Consider the following 16,613-nt stretch of genomic DNA (forward strand, 5'->3'; position numbering starts at 1 on the left):
TTGGCTGGGCGCGACGGCCCGTCGCGTCCGGACACCGTACAGGAAGTCACCTGACAATCTGTACCGGTACTGTACCGGACACCTTCCGTACACTTGGCGCTCATCGAATCCTTCATTGCGGAGCGCGCCATGCCCGCCGAACTTCTGAACGCCCTTCCAGCCGCCGCGCTGTTCGCGCTGGTGACGACCATCACGCCCGGTCCCAACAACACGATGCTGCTCGCCTCGGGCGTCAATTTCGGGTTGAGGCGCACGCTGCCGCACATGCTCGGCATCAGCGCGGGCATGGCGATCCTGATGATCGCGGTCGGCCTCGGGCTCGCGCAGGCGTTCGAGCGTCTGCCGATCCTCTACACGGTGCTGGAAGCGGCGAGCGTCGCGTATCTGCTGTATCTGGCGTGGAAGATCGGCACGTCGTCGTCGGTGCAGATGCGCGACAGCAAGGCGCGCCCGATGCGCTTTCACGAAGCGATCGCGTTCCAGTGGATCAATCCCAAAGCGTGGATGATGGTGCTCACCGCCGCGAGCACGATCCACCTGCACGCGAGTCTTTCGCTGAACGCCGCGCTGATGGCCGTCGTGCTCGTCGTGATCGGCTTGCCGTGCATCACGATGTGGGCCGCGTTCGGCACGTCGCTGCGCCGCTTTCTCGCGGATCCGCGCCGGTTGCGCATGTTCAACATCACGATGGCCGTCTTGCTCGTGTTGTCGCTGTATCCGATCGTCGCCCATTTTTTCGCTTGATGCGCGATCCGAAACATGCGCGTCGTCTTTGCCTCGACGCGCGTCCCGGTGCATACTGGCCTTACGCGCCGGCACGCAAAATCTGCCGTCCTGCTTGCAAGATTGGGACTGCGTTTCTTTATCGTCAGCACGGTCTGTTCACCTTTCCGCCCGAACGATCCTCAACTGATCCTTAAGCGATCCTTTAAGGCGGACTATTCAGCCCGGCGCGTACAAGCCTTGCTAGTCCGTTGGTTCGCGCCGAATCGTCGGCGCGGCTTTGAAATCTGTTCAAGGAGTACGCCATGTCTGGAGCCAATCGCCCGTCCGGTCCCGCCACGCGCAAATCCCTCGACCTAGCCGATCAGATCGAACGCGATGAACTGGAGAACAACCTGCCGGATGCGCTCAACAGCGTCGACGACGAAGACGACGACGATGAAACCGACTCCGATCGCACACTAGGCCGTTAGCCTCGACAGCCGGACACATCGCGCGAAGGCAAGCGCGATCCGCGACGCCGCAATGTTCCTTTCATTGCGGCGTTTTTGCATCTCCGGCACGCGGGCGATGCGCTGGGCACGTCCGTTGCTTTGAACGATGCGCGGGAAAACCGATGAGCGAAAGCGGCGGCATCGATCCGCCTGCATATCGACCGATCAACCGATCATCCGATCCACCAAGGAGGGCAACATGCTCCGTTACGCTGTCATCTTCTTCATCATCGCGATCATCGCGGCCGTCTTCGGCTTCGGCGGAATCGCAACGGGCGCGGCGGAAATCGCCAAGATCCTGTTCTTCATCTTTATCGTGATCTTTCTGGCGACCTTGCTGCTCGGCGTGTTCAGGCGATGACGCCATTCACGCAGCACACGCCGTAAAGCAAAACGCGCGGGCTTCGACGAAGGCCGCGCGTTTTTTCGTCAGGTGACGATCACCCGGTTCTTCCCGTCTCTCTTCGCGCGATACAGCGCGAGATCGGCGGCTTCGACGAGCTGCTTCGACGCATCGTCGTGCATCGCCATCTGTATCGCGCCGCCGACGCTGATCGTCACGCGCCCGCTCGACGAACCCGCATGCGGCACGTCCAGCGCCTCGACCGCGATGCGTATTTTCTCGCCGAGCAGACGCAAGCCCGGCGCCGATGTCGAGAGCAGCACGACCGCGAATTCCTCGCCGCCGAAGCGCGCGGCGAGATCGGTCGGACTGGCGAGACTCGATTCGATCGTATGCGCGACGAGCTTCAGCACATCGTCGCCGGCGACGTGGCCATACGTGTCGTTGTACGACTTGAAGTTATCGACATCGATCATCAGAAAGCCGATGGACGCATGCTCGCGAGCGGCGCGCCGCCATTCCGCGTTCAGATAATCGTCGAGACGGCGGCGATTCGACAAACCCGTCAGCCCGTCCGAATGCGTCAGGCGCTGCAATTCCAGATTCGTTTCGAGCAGCTTCTGCTGCGACTGACGCAGCGCGCGATACGCTTCGTCGCGTTGCAGCAGGTTCTGATACGAACGCGAGTGATAGCGCACGCGCGCGACGAGCTCGATGGTATCGGGCAGCTTCACGAGATAGTCGTTCGCGCCCGCCGCGAATGCCGCGCTCTTGATGCGCGGCTCTTCCTTCGTCGAGAGCACGATGATCGGGATATCGCGCGTCGCCGGATGCTCGCGGTACTGACGCACGAGCGTCAGGCCATCGACGCCGGGCATCACGAGATCCTGCAGGATCACCGTCGGCCGCGTTTCCTGCGCGGTGCGCAACGCCTCTTCCGGATTCGCGCAGTAATGCAGATCGACGTTGCGCTCTTCGGCGAGCGCGCGGCGCAACGCTTCCGCGATGATCGCCTGATCGTCGACGAGCAGCACCATCACCGGCAACTCGGCGGCGGGCGGCGCGTTCAATGCGGCGGCGAGCAGATCGGACACGGCGCGCTCGTCCGCGATTGCACGCGAGCCCGCGCGCTCGATGCTCGCCGACGCGGCGGCCGCGGCCCGTTTCGCGCGCTCGGCCAGCGGATCGGGATGAGGAGTTTTCATGAAACGTGTGTCCTTGGTTGATGTGCTTCGCTGAGCTCAGTCGAACGCCTTGGCGATCGCATCCGCGATGCGCGGCAGCGGCAGTATCGACGCCGCCGCGTTGAGCGCGGCCGCCGCCTTCGGCATGCCGTACACCGCGCTCGTCGCCTCGTCCTGCGCGATGGTGTGATAACCCTTCGCGCGCATCGCCTTCAGTCCGATCGCGCCGTCGCGGCCCATGCCGGTCAGCAGCACGCCGACCGCGCGTCCGGTCCAGCGCTCGGTCACGCTCTGAAAGAACACGTCGACGGACGGGCGATACGGCAATTGCTCCGGATGCGCGGTGTAGCCTAGGCGCGTGGCGTCGGCGAAATGCAGATGATCGTTGGTCGCGGCGAGCAGCACTTCGCCGGGCGCGGGCCTGTCGCCTTCACGCGCGATACGCACGGGCAGCGCCGATTGCGCATCGAGCCATTGCGCCATGCCTTCGGCGAACGCGCGATCGACGTGCTGCACGATGACGAGCGCCGCCGCGAAATGCTTCGGCAACGCGCCGAGCAGTGTCGCGAGCGCGGACGGTCCGCCCGCCGATGCGCCTATCGCGACGAGACGATCGCCGCTCTTCATGGCGGGCAAAACGCTCGACAATGCGAGCCGCGCGCCGATCTGATCGATCTTCGCGATCAGCGCCGCCGCACCGCGACGCGCATCGGCGCCGGCGAGCGCGGGCGTATCGACGGCATCGAGCGCGCCCGCGCCCATCGCTTCATAGACGCGCCATGCGTTCGCGCCGACATCGACCGTGACGACGAGAATCGCGCACGGCGAACGCGCCATGATGGTCCGCGACGCCTGCACGCCATCGACATTCGGCATCACGAGATCCATCAGCACGACATCGGGCGTGTGCGCCGCGCAATAGTCGATCGCCTGCTGGCCGTCGTGCGCGATCCACGCGATGTCGAAGTCGGGCCGCGACGCGAGCGCGCGACGCAACGCTTCCACCGCCAGCGCAACATCGTTGACGATGCCGATCTTCATGTCTTCGCCTCGCCGATGAGATCGCGCACGGCATCGATCAACGCCTGATCGTGAAAGCTGCCTTTCGCGAGGTAATAGTCCGCGCCCGCGTCGAGGCCGCGCTGACGATCTTCCGCGCGATCCTTGTACGACACGATCATCACCGGCAGGGCGGCGAGTTGCGCATCGCGCTTGACGAGCGTGACGAGCTCGATGCCATCGAGCCGCGGCATGTCGATATCGGTGATGACGAGATCGAAGTCCGCGCCGCGCACCGCGTTCCAGCCGTCCATGCCATCGACCGCGACGGACACGTCGTAGCCGCGCGACGCGAGCAGCTTGCGTTCGAGTTCGCGCACGGTGAGCGAATCGTCGACGACGAGCACGCGCTTCGCGCTCGCCACGCGTGCACGCGAAGCGCCGGCACCGACGCGCCCGAGCTCGCCGCTGCCGACGAGCTTCTCGACGGAACGCAGCCAGTCGTCGAGATCGGCGATGAGCAGCGGATCGCCGTTCTCCATCAGCGCGCCCGCCGCGATGTTGCGCACCTTGCCGAGGCGCTTGTCGAGCGGTTGCACCACGAGCATCCGCTCGCCGAGAAAGCGATCGACGACGATGCCGTAACTCGCCGCGCCTTGTCCGATGACGACGACGTTGAGCCTTTCGCTCGCGGCTTCGAACGCGGCGGTTTCGAGAATCTGATGCGCGGTGACGAGGCCGATGCGCTTGCCGTCGAAGGAAAAATGCTGCTGGCCTTCGAGCATGTCGATGGCGCTCGCGGGCAGCACCAGCGTGCGCGCGACATGCGCGAGCGGCAGTCCGTAGGGCTCGCCCGCCACTTCGACGATCAGGCTGCGGATCACCGACAACGTCAGCGGCAATTGCAGCGCGATGCGCGTGCCCACATGCGTTTCCTGCGTCACGCGCACGCTGCCGCGCACTTGCCGCACGATGTCCTGCACCGCATCGAGGCCGACGCCGCGGCCGGATACATCGGTGACGGCATCGCGCATCGAAAAGCCGGGCAGCAAGAGAAACTCGAGCAGTTCCGCTTCGGTGAGGCGCGCGGCTGTATCTTCGCTCGCGAGACGCTTGCGCACGACCGCGCGGCGAAGCGCATCGAGATCGACGCCCGCGCCGTCGTCGGACACGCTGATAAAAAGCGAGCCCGCGCTATGGCGCGCTTCGAGCGTGATCGTGCCGGTTTCGGGCTTGCCGAGCGCGCGGCGCAATGAGGGCGGCTCGATGCCGTGATCGACCGCGTTGCGCAACAGATGCCCGAGCGGCGCGTCGAGCAGATCGAGAATGTCGCGATCGACCTGCGTCGATTCGCCCGCGATGACGAGACGCACGTCGCGGCCGAGTCCGCGCGCGACATCGCGCACCATGCGCGCGAAGCGGCCCGTTGCATCGACGAAGGGACGCATGCGGCACGCGAGCGCTTCGTCGTAGATCTGCTGGGCGAGATGCGTCGAACGCCGGTCGTAGTTTTCCAGTTCAGCCAGACGCTCGCTCAACTGACGATGCGCTTCCGCCGTCAAACGACGCGCTTCGTCGAGCGCGGCGTGTGTGCGTGCATCGAGTTGCGCGGCGTTCGAATCGGTCAGCGATTCGTGCAGGCGTTCGAGCGCGCGGCTCGCATCGTGCTGCACGCGCTTCACGCGCAGCATCGATTGCGAAAACGGCTTCAGCCACCGCGATTCGACGAGCGATTCGCCCGAATGACTCAGCAGACGATCGAGCGTGTCCGCGCGCATGCGCAACATGCGAGCTTCGTTCGTGCGCGATGGTGCCGGAATTGGCTCGGACGGTTTCGTCGGTGTAAGTTCGCGTTGGGATGTTGCGCCTTCCATATGCGCGCTGAGGCCATCCACGAACGCATCGACTTCGCGTTCGAGCGCGGTCTGTGCATCGATATCGCGCGCCTCGCCGATCTGCACGATCAGATCGACACCGCGCAACAGCATGTCGATGTAACCCGCATCGAGCACGATGCGCCCTTCCTGCGCTGCGACGAAACAATCTTCCATCACATGCGCGAGCGTCACGCCGACCGGCACGCCAACGACACGCGCCGCGCCCTTCAGCGAATGCGCGGCGCGCATGCTCGCTTCGAGCGTGACGGGATCGCGCGGCGCACGTTCGAGCGCGATGAGGCCATCGGAAAGAATCTGCGCCTGCCCGCGCGCTTCTTCCTGAAAGAGGTCGAGCAGCGACGAACGTCCCGCATCGATGCTCGTCATGTGAGATTCCGGTTCAGGCTGTCGATGAGTCGATCGGCGTCGAGCAGGCCGACGGTCGCGTGCCTGAACGCGGCCACCGCATGCGCGTTCGACGACAGGCGCTGGGCGAGCGTCGCGGGCACCGGCTGAAGCTGCGCCTGCGTGAAGCGATGCACGCCGTCGACGGCATCGACGGGAAAAGCGATCGGTCCTTCGTGATCGCCATTGCCGCACTGCATGACGATGAGACGCCCGAGTTCGCGGGCATCGAGCGATACCTTTTTTGCAGCGCTTTCGTCCGCTTCGATGCCGAACAGCCGCGCCAGCGAAGCGCACACGATCAATCTGCCGCGCACGTTCACGACGCCCAGCACCGCGCGATTGCGCCGATGCGGCAGCGAGTGCACCGGGCGCAATTGCGCCACTTGCGCGCAGACGTTCGTCGGCAAGCCGAGCCATTCGCCGCCGATGCGAAACACGAGACATGAGAGCGTATCGGTTTGCTTGTCGCCTCGTTCGACGACCGCCGAAGCGACGATCGACGTACGCGCTTCCACGCGATCCAGCACGCGCGCTGCGGCTTCATCATGAACCGGGCAATTGCGGCAATGCACGTAGCGTTCGAGCTTCGGGCATGACGCATCGCCGCGCACGCCGATGCGGTTCCAGCAATCGTCGATATCGTTCGTGACGCCGATGTCGCGTGCGTTCATCGCGCGCGCTCCGTGACGCGTTGCGCACGCGCGAGCAGCAGACGCGCGCCGCTTTCATCGCCGTCGAGCGAGAGACACGCGGCGAGATGCGTGAGCGCCTCGCGATGCGCGGGATCGAGATACAACGCACGACGATAATGCCCGCGCGATGCCTGATGCTCGCCACGCGCATCGGCGATCACGCCAAGCAGATAGTACGCATCCGCGTTCGATGGATGCGCGTCGAGATACGCGTGCGCGGCATTCGCAGCGGTGTCGAGCTGGCCGGCATCGGCGAGTTGACGCGCGTGCGCAAGACTTGCCGGCGGCGCCGGTTCCGCGTGCGGCTTCGCAACCGGCATCGCACGAACGACGGTCGGCGCACTCGCCCATGCGGGCAACACGAACGCGGGCTTCATCGGCTTCGCGATGATCTGCGGACTCGGCCATGCACCATCGAACACGTTCGCGCGCTCGCGCTCGGGCCGATTGAACGCGAAGGCGAGCGGAATGTTCGCGGAACTCATGCCCTCGCGCATCAGAAGACCCGTCTCCGCCGGACCGACGAACAGCGTGCCGCCTTCTGCGAGCAAGCCATCGAGCACGCGCAGAACGGCGCGCTGCGTATCGCGATCGAAATAGATCAGCACGTTGCGGCACAGAATGAAATCGAAGCGCTCGAACGCATGCGTATCGAGTTGCAGCAGATTCGCTTGCGAGAAGCGCACGCTCTGTGCGACGGCGGGATCGAGCTGCCAGCCGCCATCGGTCGCGCGGAAATGACGGTCGCGAAAACCGAGCGCGCGTCCGCGAAACGCGTTGCGCCGGTAATGCGCGCGGCGCGCCATGGCGAGCGCGCGTTCGCTCACGTCGATCGCGTCGATGGTGAAGCGCTCGGCAGCGATGCCCGCTTCGATCAGCGCCATCGCGACGGTATAGGCTTCCTCGCCGGTCGAGCACGGCGCGCTCAGCACGCGCAGCGGCTTCGCGGGCCGTTCATGCAGACGCACGCGCGCAAGTCGCGCGAGGGCGGCGAACGCTTCGGGATCGCGGAAGAACCACGTCTCCGGCACGACCACCGCTTCGATCAACTCCTGCATGCGCGCGCCGTCCTGCATCACCGCGCGATAGTAATCGTCGAGCGTGCCGCCTTGCTCGTCGCGCCACAGGTGGAAGCGTTCGCGCACCGCGCGCGATACGGCGTTCGCGCCGATCGATTCGGCATCGAGGCCGATCGTGCGATGCAACAGCTCGATGAAGCGGCCGACGCCGAATGCTTCGTCCGCGAAGGCGCTCGGCAGCGCGCTCATGCTTCGCTCCCGGCGAAGAGCAGCGTCTGCACGTCATCGGGCAACAGATGCTCGATGCGAACCCATTGCAGCAGGCCTCGCTCGTCACGCGCGAGCGGACCGAGATAGCGCGCGTGCGGCGTGTCGATGCCCGCATCGGTGAACGAAGCGGCATCGAACGTGACGGTGCGCGTCGCCTGTTCGAGCAGAAGACCGAGCCGATGATGCTTTATCGCGCCGTCGTCGCCGCAACGCGGATACGCGACGAGCGCGAGCCGCGTCGACACTCTCTCGTGCGAGGCACGCGCGAGCGCGAGCGCCGCGAGATCGATGACGGGCACGTTGGCGCCTTCGTAGTCGAGCACGCCCGCGACCCATGCGGGCGCGCCCGGCAGCGTCTTCAGCGGCGCGAGCGGCAGCATGCGCTCGACCTGCGCGCTGTCGAGAAGATAGCGGTCGGCGTCGAGCGTGAACTGGACGAAGAGCATCGCGGCGCGCCTTTAAGCGGCGATTCTGAAGCGCGACACACCCGTGCGCAGACCGTTCGCGACGTGCGTGAGATCGTCGATTGCCTGCGACGACTGGCGCAGCGACTCGGCCGTCTGTTGCGCGGCCTCGGAGAGTTGCGAGAGCGCCTGCGAAATCTGGTCCGCGCCGGTCGCCTGCGTCTGCATGCCTTCGTTGATCATCGAGAAGCGCGGCGCGAGCGTCTGCACCTGATGGATGATCTGCGAAAGCTGTCCGCCTACCTGCTGCACGTCGAGCATGCCGCGGCGCACTTCCTCCGAGAACTTGTCCATGCCCATCACGCCCGCCGCGACCGCCGATTGAATCTCCTTCACCATCTGCTCGATGTCGAACGTCGCGACCGCCGTCTGATCGGCGAGGCGGCGGATTTCCGTCGCGACCACCGCGAAGCCGCGCCCGTACTCGCCCGCCTTTTCCGCTTCGATCGCCGCGTTCAGCGAAAGCAGATTGGTTTGATCCGCAACTTTCGTGATGGTCGCGACGACCTGATTGATGTTGCCCGCCTTCTCGTTGAGGATCGCGAGCTTGCCGTTCACCGAGCCTGCCGCTTCCATCACGAGGCGCATGGTTTCCTCCATGCGCGTAAGCCCCGCCTGACCGGTGCCCGCGAGCGCCGCCGATTGCTCCGCCACGCCCGAGACTTCGTTCATCGTGCGGACGAGATCGCGCGCGGTCGCGAAAATTTCCCGCGACGTCGCGCCGATTTCCGTCGTCGTCGCGGCCGTTTCGCTCGCCGTGGCCTGCTGCTCGCGCGCGGTCGCGGCGATCTCCGATACCGACGTCGTCACCTGCACGGCCGATTTCTGCGCCTGGCCGACGAGGCCCGTGAGTTCATCGGTCATGCGGTTGAAGCCCGCCTCCAGCGTGCCGAACTCGTCGCGGCGCGCGAGCGCGAGGCGCTGCGTGAGATCGCCGGTACGCATCTTGTCGACGACGTCGACCATGCGCAGCATCGGCACCGTCAGCGCCTTCATCAGCATGAAGCCGAGCACCGCCGCCGCCCCGATCGCCACGACCATGATGACGATGAGCGTCGTTTCCGATTTCTGCACCGAGCCGCGAATGCTTTGCACCGATTTCGCGTTGAAGACTTCGTTATGCTCGACGAGCGCGCGCGTCGCGGCCTGACCCGCTTCCCACGCCGGCGTGAGACGCGTATTGAAGGTCGCGACGGCCGCGTCCTTCGCACTCGCGAGCTCTCGCAGCGTCTGATCCTGTACCGGAAGGTAGAGGTCGCGCTGGCGCTTGAATTCGTTGAAGAGGCGACGGTCGTCTTCTTCGAAGATGGTCGGCGCGTACGTTTCCAGCAGCTTGTCGATGCTCGCCCGCGTTTCGGCGAGATGCTGCGTGTCGCGGCGTATCTGCTCTTCGTCGCGGTCGATGAAGACGAGCCGCTGCGTCAGCGTGTAGTTCTCGATCCAGGCCGCGCGCAGGTCGTTGGAGACCGAGAAGCCGATCATCGAATCGTCTTCGAGGCTCTTTGCTTCGCGATCGATTCCGCCGAGCAGCGTGTATGACAATGCGGCCATGACGAGCATCAGGGTAAGGATGATGCCGAAGCTCGCCAGAATGCGATGCCGGATGGACAGTTGCTTCACGCGTTTGAGCCCTATAACTGGAAAAGGACGACCGCGCGCCGCGCGAGAAACGCGAGGCGTCGCGGATGCAGATGGATTTCCGCGCGTGAAAGACGCGCTGCCACACCGTGTTAACGGCCGATTGTGGCTGCGCTTGAATCCGGTGTGTCGAGATGAATCATTTCACCGTGTTTCAGCACGGTGAACGCGTCCGCGGGCAGGCCGGCGCGGCGCACGGCTTCGGCCAGACGGCGCGGCGGCTCGTCGAGCGGTTCGTCGGTCAGCTCGAACGAACCCCAGTGAATGCCGATCGCCTTTTTCGCATGCACGTCCTGGAAGATGCGCACGGCTTCTTCGGGATCGACGTGCTGCGCCTGCATGAACCAGCGCGGATCGTACGCGCCGATCGGAATGAGCGCGAGATCGAAGCCGCCGAAACGCGCGGCGATATCGCGGAAGTCCGGCGAGTAGCCCGTATCGCCCGCGAAGTAAAACGAATACGGACGCGCCGCGCCTGCCGGCGTTTTCACCACCCAGCCGCCCCACAGCGTTTCCGCGCGATCGAATGGCGTGCGCGCGGACCAGTGCTGGCTCGGCACGAACCAGATATCGAGGCCGGCCGCGTGCGTTTCGTCGCTCCAATCGAGCTCTTCCACATTCGTTATGCCGATAGCGTTCATCCACTGTTCGATGCCGAGCGGCACGAGAAAGCGCGGCGGCCCGCCCGCCTGACGGTTGAGCGCTTCGACGCTCGGCTTGTCGAGGTGATCGTAGTGATTGTGCGAGATCAGCACGATGTCGATATGCGGCAGCTCGTCGAGCGTAAGGCCGGGCGGCGTCTTGCGCTTCGGGCCGATGAACGAGAACGGCGACGCGCGTTCCGAGAACACCGGATCGGTGAGGATGTTCACGCCGTCGATCTGCACGAGCGCGCTTGCATGACCGATCCAGGTGAGCGTGTCGGCGGTGCGGTTGGCCTTGAGCCAGGCGATGTCGGGATGCGCCATCGGAAAGTGATAGCCGTTCGCCGGCGGCTTCGGCAAGCCTTGCTTAAAGCGCTCCCAGCGCCACTTCAGGAACGATTCGCGCGGCAAGGTTCCATAGTTGTTCTCGTAGCCCGACGAAGTGCGTTTTGCGTGATGCAGCGGCTGCGGCTCGTGCGATGCAGCTTCCTGGCTGCGCGCCGGCGTGCCTGATGCGCAACCCGCGAGCAACGCGAGCGCGCACAACGCGACATGAGGACGTCGCGCGAACACATCGGAGCAAAAAGCGAAGACGAGATGCATGTTTTGACGAAGTGCGCGCATCGCGGGCAGTCGATTGTACGGAATGCATGGAGAGCACGCTGTGCGCGCTCTGGTCCGATCATCGGAAAATTGCGTTGCGCCTCGTCCCGCAAGGCCGGGCCAGATAATTCATCGCTCTAAGCCGGAGTCGGCCCGCTTCTTGCGTTCAACTGCCCCAGCGCCGAAACAAGGCGTTTTCGAAATCCAATCGCGGCGCGTGCTGCTTTTTCGATGCGGACATCGCATCCCAGCACGCAGCAGGCCGGTGCCAGAGACGGGGGCGTCATGAGTGGCAGTCAAAGAAGAAACGCAACAAACACGTTCAACCCGCAATTGCATACGATGCACGCCATGCTGGTGTCCCGCGCGGCATCGCACATCGCGAGCGCGATGCGGCCCGAAGGCCGCGACGAAGCGCTCGCGGAGGGCATTACTGAAGTCATCGCCCATTGTGGAAACGCGGGGCTCGGCCTCTTTCTCGCTGCGGTCTGGCATTGGCTCGATGAACGCGACTACCACGAAGCCGCCGACGCCGTGCAGCACTACATCGAAAGCGGCACGATGCCGACGGTCAAGCCAACGCCGAAAGTGGTGCGGCGTCGCGACGTGCGCGTGACGTAACCATCAGGTAACGCATCGGGCGACGCGTCAGGTGCCGAACCATCCGGCATCGACGTAATAGTCGCGCGCGGTGCAGCGCGCCGCATCGTCGGATGCGAGGAACAGCACCATGCGCGCGATGTGTTCCGGGTCGATCCGCTCATGCAGACATTGCTGCGCAAGCAGCTGCGCCTCGCTCTCCGGCGACTGCCACAACTTCATCTGGCGCGGCGTACGCACCGCGCCGGGAATCACCGTGTTCACGCGAATGCCATGCTCGCCGAGTTCGCGCGCAAGGCCGCGCGTGAGCCCTTCGATCGCGGCCTTCGCGGTCATGTAAAGCGTGAGATCGGGCAGCGCGAGATGCCATGAGATCGAGCCCATGTTCACGATCGCGCCTTGCTTCTGCGCGCGCATGCGCTTCGCGGCCGCCTGCGCGCAGAAGAACTGATGCCGCAGATTCACGGCCATGCGCTCGTCCCAGTACGCAGCGCTCACATCGTCCCAATGATGGCGGTCGTCGCTCGCGGCATTGTTGATCAGCACGTCGATGGAACCGGCTTCGCTCGCAATGGCATCGAAGGCTTGCTCGATCGCGCCGGCATCGCGCAAATCGCAACGAAGGAACTTCGGCGCATGCTGCTCGCTCGCGAGCGTCTGTTCGAGTTGACGCGAATCGGCCTCGGCGACATCGATGAAAAACACGCGCGCGCCCTGCTTCGCGAACGCCTCGACGATCGCCGCGCCGATGCCGCTGCCGCCGCCCGTCACGACAACACGCTTGCCCGCAAGACTCGGATAGATGGCGTAGGACATGGCGGCTCGCTCAATGTGAATGACGCGGATTGCCGCGCGTTTCGATGACCTTCAGATACAGCGTCGCGGGTTCGAGGCATCCGCCCGTCGACAACTGTCCGACCGTCTGCCGATACAACTCCTGCCACGGCGTCTGCGCAACCGGCGCGGCGAACGACGATTGCGCGCGACGGCTTTCGAGTTCGGCTTCGTCGAGCAGCACGTTCACGCTGCGGGCGTTCAGATCGACGCGAATCCGGTCGTTCGTGCGCAGCATCGCAAGACCGCCGCCGATTGCCGCTTCCGGCGACATGTTCAGAATCGACGGACTCGCGGACGTGCCGCTTTGCCGGCCGTCGCCCATGCAGGGCAGCGAATCGATGCCGCGCTTGATGAGCTCGGCGGGCGGCGCCATGTTCACGACCTCCGCACTGCCGGGATACGCAACGGTGCCGCAGCCGCGAATCACGAGAATGCAGTGCTCGTCGATCTCGAGCGACGGATCGTTGATGCGCGCGTGGTAATCCTCGGGACCGTCGAAGACGATCGCGCGCGCTTCGAACGTGTTCTCCGCGCCCGGCTCGCTCAGATAGGTCTTTCTGAACGCATCGCCGACGACCGACATCTTCATGATGGCGCTATCGAAGAAATTGCCCGACAGGACCATGAAACCCGCGCCGTGTTTCAGCGGATCGTCCGCCGTGCGGATGACCTCGTTGTCGGCGGCGGGCGCATCGCTCGCGATCTCGCCGATCGTGCGGCCCGACACCGTCAGACAATCGCGCGCGATGAGTCCGGCCTCGTCGAGTTGCCTAAGGACCGCAGGCACTCCGCCCGAGCGATGAAAACTCTCGCCGAGATACTCACCCGCGGGCATGCAGTTCACGATGAGCGGCACTTGCTCGCCGTGGCGCTGCCAGTCGTCGAGACTCAGTTCGATGCCCATGTGCCGCGCGATCGCGATCAAGTGCGGCGGGCAATTCGTCGATGCACCCAACGCGGATGCAACGACGATCGCGTTAATGAACGCCTCGCGCGTCATGATCTTCGACGGCCTCAACTCTTCACGCACCATGTCGACGATGCGCTTGCCCGTGGCATACGCCATCTGTCCGCGCTCGCGATACGCGGCGGGAATGCTCGCGCACGTCGGCAAGGACATGCCGAGTGCTTCGGCGAGACTGTTCATCGAGAGCGCGGTGCCCATCGTGTTGCAATGTCCGATCGACGGCGACGATGCGGTCGTCAGGCGCATGAAGCCTTCGTAATCGATCTCGCCCGCCGCGAGCAGATTGCGCGCGTGCCAGATCACCGTGCCCGAACCGACCCGCTTGCCTTCGTACCAGCCATCGAGCATCGGACCGCCCGAGAGGACGATCGCGGGCATGTCGACGGTGGCGGCCGCCATCAGACATGCGGGCGTGGTCTTGTCGCATCCGGTGGTGAGCACGACGCCATCGAGCGGAAAGCCGTGCAGGATTTCGACGAGACCGAGATATGCGAGATTGCGATCCAGCGCGGCGGTCGGACGCCTGCTCTGCTCCGCGAGCGGATGCACGGGGAACTCCATCGGGATGCCGCCGGCATCGCGAATGCCCGCCTTCGTGCGCGCGGCCAGTTCGATGTGATGGCGGTTGCAAGGCGCGAGATCGCTGCCGGTCTGCGCAATGCCGATGATCGGGCGGCCCGATTGCAATTCCTCGCGCGTCAGGCCGTAATTCATGAAGCGCTCGACGTATAGCGCGGTCATGTCGGCGTGCGAGGGATCGTCGAACCACTCCTGGCTGCGCAGGCGCTTGGGATTCTGTTGGGGCATGAGGTGTCTCTCCATCATTCACAGTCGTTCGACGCTGTGTTCATAGTGGTGTTACCGGTAACATCGCGATCAATGTTAGCACGCAATCGCGTTACTGCTTCGGCTTAAGCGCTTTCGCGCGCTATCACGGAATAGGCCACGCGCACGCGCTTGGCCGGCGGTGCAGCAACGCCCTGATCGCGCGCTTCGAGCGCCGCGAGCAAGGTCTCTCCGGTGCGCAGGCCGATGCCGTATGCGTCGACGGAAACCGTCGTGATCGATGGCGTGCAGCATGCGGCAACCTCGAAATTGCCGAAGCCCGCGACGGCGATATCGTCCGGTACGGTGAGGCCGCGCCGGTGACATTCCATTATCGCGCCGAACGCGGACATGTCGCTCACGCACATCACGGCCTGCGTGTCGGGCCATGCTTCGAACAGTGCGGCCATCGCCGGGCCGCCGTGACTCATCGTGATGGGCGAATCGCCGAGACGGATGATGCGTCGATCGTCGAGGCCGAGCGCCTTCATCTGCGCACGAAAGCCTTTCAGACGATCGAGACCGCGACGGTCGAGCTCGCTCGCCCCGCCAAGGAAGCCGATGCGTTGGTAGCCTGCGTCCGCCAGATACCGCACCATTGCGCGCGCGGCGCTGACGTTGGAAAAACCGACGGCGGCATCGATCGGATCGGAAGGCGAATCCCACATCTCCACGACAGGAATGCCCGAGCGGCGCAACAGCGCGCGCGTCGCTTCGGTGTGACGCGAGCCCGTCAACGCGATGCAGCGCGGCTGATGACGCAGCATCGAGCGCACGAGCCGTTCCTCGCGATCCAGATGGTAGTCCGTGTCGCCGATCAGCAATTGCAGGCCGTGCGGTTCGAGCGACGCGGAAAGACCGCGCACCGTGTCGGAGAAATTCGAGCTCGCAAGCGACGGCACCAGCACGGCAACGAATTCCGAACGGCCGGACGACAACGCGCCGGCAGCGGCATCGGCGACGTAGCCGAGTTCGTCGATAGCTTGCTGCACGCGTTCGCGCGTCGCCAACGCAACGCTATGTCCGGCGAGCACGCGCGATACGGTCATCTTCGACACGCCGGCGAGACGCGCGACGTCGGACATGCGCGGCGGGCCGGCGGAAGGATCGAAGTCTTGCTCGGACATGCGGCGATGGTCCTCAGTCGACGCGGACCCAGCCGTCTTCACGCTGTTCCAGGATGACATGCAGCTTCGTCGCGCCTGCTTCGCGGTCTGAGGCGGTTACCTCCGGGAAAGCGCGCTTGATGTCGCGATCGTCGGCCCACGGAGCCACGCTCTCCAGCTTGTAGGTGTAGGTAACGTCGGAACGGTGAGCGGTGGGATCGGGCTCGGTCCAGCTCACGACCTTGTCCAGCTTGACGTGCGCGTAACAAAGCATCCAGGCGCGCGGATCGCTCGTCGCGTTTGGATCGCCGGCGGGCCGGTTGGTTTCGACCGCGTACTTTTGCCCTTCGCCCGTAAGGCTGTACGCGAGGCCGTTCTGTTTGGCGTTAGCGTTCGCGGATGTCGGGGCCGCTCGCGCGATGAGCCCGCTCTTTTCGAGCGCAGCGAGCTGTTCGCGCAGCGCGGCAGCCGAATATTCGTTGAGGTCCCGATTGCTATAGGCCGATGGGAACGCGTAGGGGCCGCGGCCGCTGCGATTCAGGCATAGCAAGCCGCGATTCGTTTTCATGTCGGCGGAAATCGCTTCGCCGAGGCTGGACTCGCTTGCATCGTTCTTCTTGCCGCACGCCGCAAAAAGCAGCGTCGCGCTGACGGCGGCAATCAACAGGCTCGTTCTCATATGCGCTCCGGGATGGGTCGGCATGATGGGTACAACCTTTCGATGCCATTCTACCGACTGAAGCAGCGCATCGGAGTTGGAACGGCACCGGAACAGACTTCGTTGATGCAAATGCCGCGCCCCAACGCAAAAACCCCACCTTTTGGGGTGGGGTTTTTGTTTGAAGCATGAGGAGCCTGACGATTACCTACTTTCACACGGGTATCCGCACTATCATCGGCGTGGAGTCGTTTCACGGTCC

17 protein-coding genes are annotated in these 16,613 nt (G+C 64.6%); 4 read left to right on the plus strand and 13 right to left on the minus strand.

From position 1 onward, the window contains the following. Positions 1 to 129: 129 nt before the first annotated feature. The 3 genes from NCS02_RS19300 (at position 130) to NCS02_RS19310 (ending at position 1,578) form a co-directional block, all read left to right on the plus strand. Complete coding sequence (locus tag NCS02_RS19300) at positions 130 to 744, plus strand: LysE family translocator (protein ID WP_250503113.1); 615 nt, start codon at positions 130 to 132, stop codon at positions 742 to 744. 284 nt (positions 745 to 1,028) lie between these two features. After that, the gene (locus tag NCS02_RS19305) at positions 1,029 to 1,196 is read left to right on the plus strand and encodes a hypothetical protein (RefSeq protein ID WP_160172929.1); all 168 of its coding nucleotides are present in this window, start codon (positions 1,029 to 1,031) and stop codon (positions 1,194 to 1,196) included. Positions 1,197 to 1,416: 220 nt separating this feature from the next. After that, positions 1,417 to 1,578: a DUF1328 family protein gene (locus tag NCS02_RS19310; protein ID WP_008352793.1), complete on the plus strand. Its 162-nt coding sequence runs from the start codon at positions 1,417 to 1,419 to the stop codon at positions 1,576 to 1,578. 68 nt (positions 1,579 to 1,646) lie between these two features. On the opposite strand, the gene NCS02_RS19315 is transcribed toward NCS02_RS19310, so the two are convergent. The 8 genes from NCS02_RS19315 to NCS02_RS19350 form a co-directional block, all read right to left on the minus strand. Next, positions 1,647 to 2,765: a diguanylate cyclase gene (locus NCS02_RS19315; RefSeq protein ID WP_008352792.1), complete on the minus strand. Its 1,119-nt coding sequence runs from the start codon at positions 2,763 to 2,765 to the stop codon at positions 1,647 to 1,649. 36 nt (positions 2,766 to 2,801) lie between these two features. Next, complete coding sequence (locus NCS02_RS19320; protein ID WP_250519930.1) at positions 2,802 to 3,785, minus strand: chemotaxis response regulator protein-glutamate methylesterase; 984 nt, start codon at positions 3,783 to 3,785, stop codon at positions 2,802 to 2,804. Beyond that, the gene (locus NCS02_RS19325) at positions 3,782 to 6,007 is read right to left on the minus strand and encodes a hybrid sensor histidine kinase/response regulator (RefSeq protein ID WP_250503114.1); all 2,226 of its coding nucleotides are present in this window, start codon (positions 6,005 to 6,007) and stop codon (positions 3,782 to 3,784) included. Before NCS02_RS19325 ends, NCS02_RS19320 begins: the two co-directional genes overlap by 4 nt. After that, on the minus strand, positions 6,004 to 6,699 hold the full coding sequence (locus NCS02_RS19330; protein ID WP_250503115.1) for a chemotaxis protein CheW: 696 nt from the start codon (positions 6,697 to 6,699) through the stop codon (positions 6,004 to 6,006). The genes NCS02_RS19325 and NCS02_RS19330 overlap by 4 nt, the downstream gene beginning before the upstream one ends. After that, a complete protein-coding gene (locus NCS02_RS19335; RefSeq protein ID WP_250503116.1) occupies positions 6,696 to 7,988 on the minus strand; it encodes a CheR family methyltransferase in 1,293 nt (430 codons plus the stop codon). Before NCS02_RS19335 ends, NCS02_RS19330 begins: the two co-directional genes overlap by 4 nt. Then, positions 7,985 to 8,455: a chemotaxis protein CheW gene (locus tag NCS02_RS19340; protein ID WP_250503117.1), complete on the minus strand. Its 471-nt coding sequence runs from the start codon at positions 8,453 to 8,455 to the stop codon at positions 7,985 to 7,987. The genes NCS02_RS19335 and NCS02_RS19340 overlap by 4 nt, the downstream gene beginning before the upstream one ends. Positions 8,456 to 8,467: 12 nt before the next feature. Beyond that, a complete protein-coding gene (locus tag NCS02_RS19345; RefSeq protein WP_250458043.1) occupies positions 8,468 to 10,093 on the minus strand; it encodes a methyl-accepting chemotaxis protein in 1,626 nt (541 codons plus the stop codon). Between the two features lie 110 nt (positions 10,094 to 10,203). Further along, positions 10,204 to 11,379, minus strand: coding sequence for an MBL fold metallo-hydrolase (locus NCS02_RS19350; RefSeq protein WP_250503118.1), 1,176 nt, complete (start codon positions 11,377 to 11,379; stop codon positions 10,204 to 10,206). 330 nt (positions 11,380 to 11,709) lie between these two features. On the opposite strand from NCS02_RS19350, the gene NCS02_RS19355 reads away from it, so the two are divergent. After that, positions 11,710 to 11,979 carry a hypothetical protein gene (locus tag NCS02_RS19355; protein WP_239294385.1) on the plus strand — a complete coding sequence of 90 codons (270 nt, stop codon included), beginning with the start codon at positions 11,710 to 11,712 and terminating at the stop codon, positions 11,977 to 11,979. A gap of 27 nt (positions 11,980 to 12,006) precedes the next feature. On the opposite strand, the gene xylB is transcribed toward NCS02_RS19355, so the two are convergent. The 5 genes from xylB to NCS02_RS19380 form a co-directional block, all read right to left on the minus strand. After that, on the minus strand, positions 12,007 to 12,774 hold the full coding sequence (gene xylB / locus NCS02_RS19360) for a D-xylose 1-dehydrogenase (protein WP_008352779.1): 768 nt from the start codon (positions 12,772 to 12,774) through the stop codon (positions 12,007 to 12,009). A gap of 10 nt (positions 12,775 to 12,784) precedes the next feature. Further along, positions 12,785 to 14,569 (minus strand): IlvD/Edd family dehydratase, encoded by a 1,785-nt coding sequence (locus NCS02_RS19365; RefSeq protein WP_008352778.1) that lies wholly within the window; start codon positions 14,567 to 14,569, stop codon positions 12,785 to 12,787. 104 nt (positions 14,570 to 14,673) lie between these two features. Continuing rightward, positions 14,674 to 15,714, minus strand: a complete 1,041-nt coding sequence (locus tag NCS02_RS19370; protein ID WP_250503119.1) for a LacI family DNA-binding transcriptional regulator — start codon at positions 15,712 to 15,714, stop codon at positions 14,674 to 14,676. A gap of 13 nt (positions 15,715 to 15,727) precedes the next feature. Continuing rightward, positions 15,728 to 16,372: an SEN1982 family lipoprotein gene (locus tag NCS02_RS19375; protein ID WP_250503120.1), complete on the minus strand. Its 645-nt coding sequence runs from the start codon at positions 16,370 to 16,372 to the stop codon at positions 15,728 to 15,730. 50 nt (positions 16,373 to 16,422) lie between these two features. Next, positions 16,423 to 16,613, minus strand: a 191-nt coding sequence (locus NCS02_RS19380) for a hypothetical protein (protein WP_250436093.1), incomplete at its 5' end; no start/stop codon positions are given.

Origin of the sequence: Caballeronia sp. NCF2, assembly GCF_023631205.1 — a bacterium.
Taxonomy (GTDB): domain Bacteria; phylum Pseudomonadota; class Gammaproteobacteria; order Burkholderiales; family Burkholderiaceae; genus Caballeronia; species Caballeronia zhejiangensis.

Coding starts and splice junctions, on each gene's coding strand:
- NCS02_RS19375 (WP_250503120.1), bottom strand. CDS start 16,372: ATGAGAACGAGCCTGTTGATTGCCGCCGTCAGCGCGACGCTGCTTTTT.
- NCS02_RS19370 (WP_250503119.1), bottom strand. CDS start 15,714: ATGTCCGAGCAAGACTTCGATCCTTCCGCCGGCCCGCCGCGCATGTCC.
- NCS02_RS19335 (WP_250503116.1), bottom strand. CDS start 7,988: ATGAGCGCGCTGCCGAGCGCCTTCGCGGACGAAGCATTCGGCGTCGGC.
- NCS02_RS19330 (WP_250503115.1), bottom strand. CDS start 6,699: ATGAACGCACGCGACATCGGCGTCACGAACGATATCGACGATTGCTGG.
- NCS02_RS19315 (WP_008352792.1), bottom strand. CDS start 2,765: ATGAAAACTCCTCATCCCGATCCGCTGGCCGAGCGCGCGAAACGGGCC.
- NCS02_RS19340 (WP_250503117.1), bottom strand. CDS start 8,455: ATGCTCTTCGTCCAGTTCACGCTCGACGCCGACCGCTATCTTCTCGAC.
- NCS02_RS19350 (WP_250503118.1), bottom strand. CDS start 11,379: ATGCGCGCACTTCGTCAAAACATGCATCTCGTCTTCGCTTTTTGCTCC.
- xylB (WP_008352779.1), bottom strand. CDS start 12,774: ATGTCCTACGCCATCTATCCGAGTCTTGCGGGCAAGCGTGTTGTCGTG.
- NCS02_RS19325 (WP_250503114.1), bottom strand. CDS start 6,007: ATGACGAGCATCGATGCGGGACGTTCGTCGCTGCTCGACCTCTTTCAG.
- NCS02_RS19305 (WP_160172929.1), top strand. CDS start 1,029: ATGTCTGGAGCCAATCGCCCGTCCGGTCCCGCCACGCGCAAATCCCTC.
- NCS02_RS19320 (WP_250519930.1), bottom strand. CDS start 3,785: ATGAAGATCGGCATCGTCAACGATGTTGCGCTGGCGGTGGAAGCGTTG.
- NCS02_RS19310 (WP_008352793.1), top strand. CDS start 1,417: ATGCTCCGTTACGCTGTCATCTTCTTCATCATCGCGATCATCGCGGCC.
- NCS02_RS19365 (WP_008352778.1), bottom strand. CDS start 14,569: ATGCCCCAACAGAATCCCAAGCGCCTGCGCAGCCAGGAGTGGTTCGAC.
- NCS02_RS19355 (WP_239294385.1), top strand. CDS start 11,710: ATGCTGGTGTCCCGCGCGGCATCGCACATCGCGAGCGCGATGCGGCCC.
- NCS02_RS19300 (WP_250503113.1), top strand. CDS start 130: ATGCCCGCCGAACTTCTGAACGCCCTTCCAGCCGCCGCGCTGTTCGCG.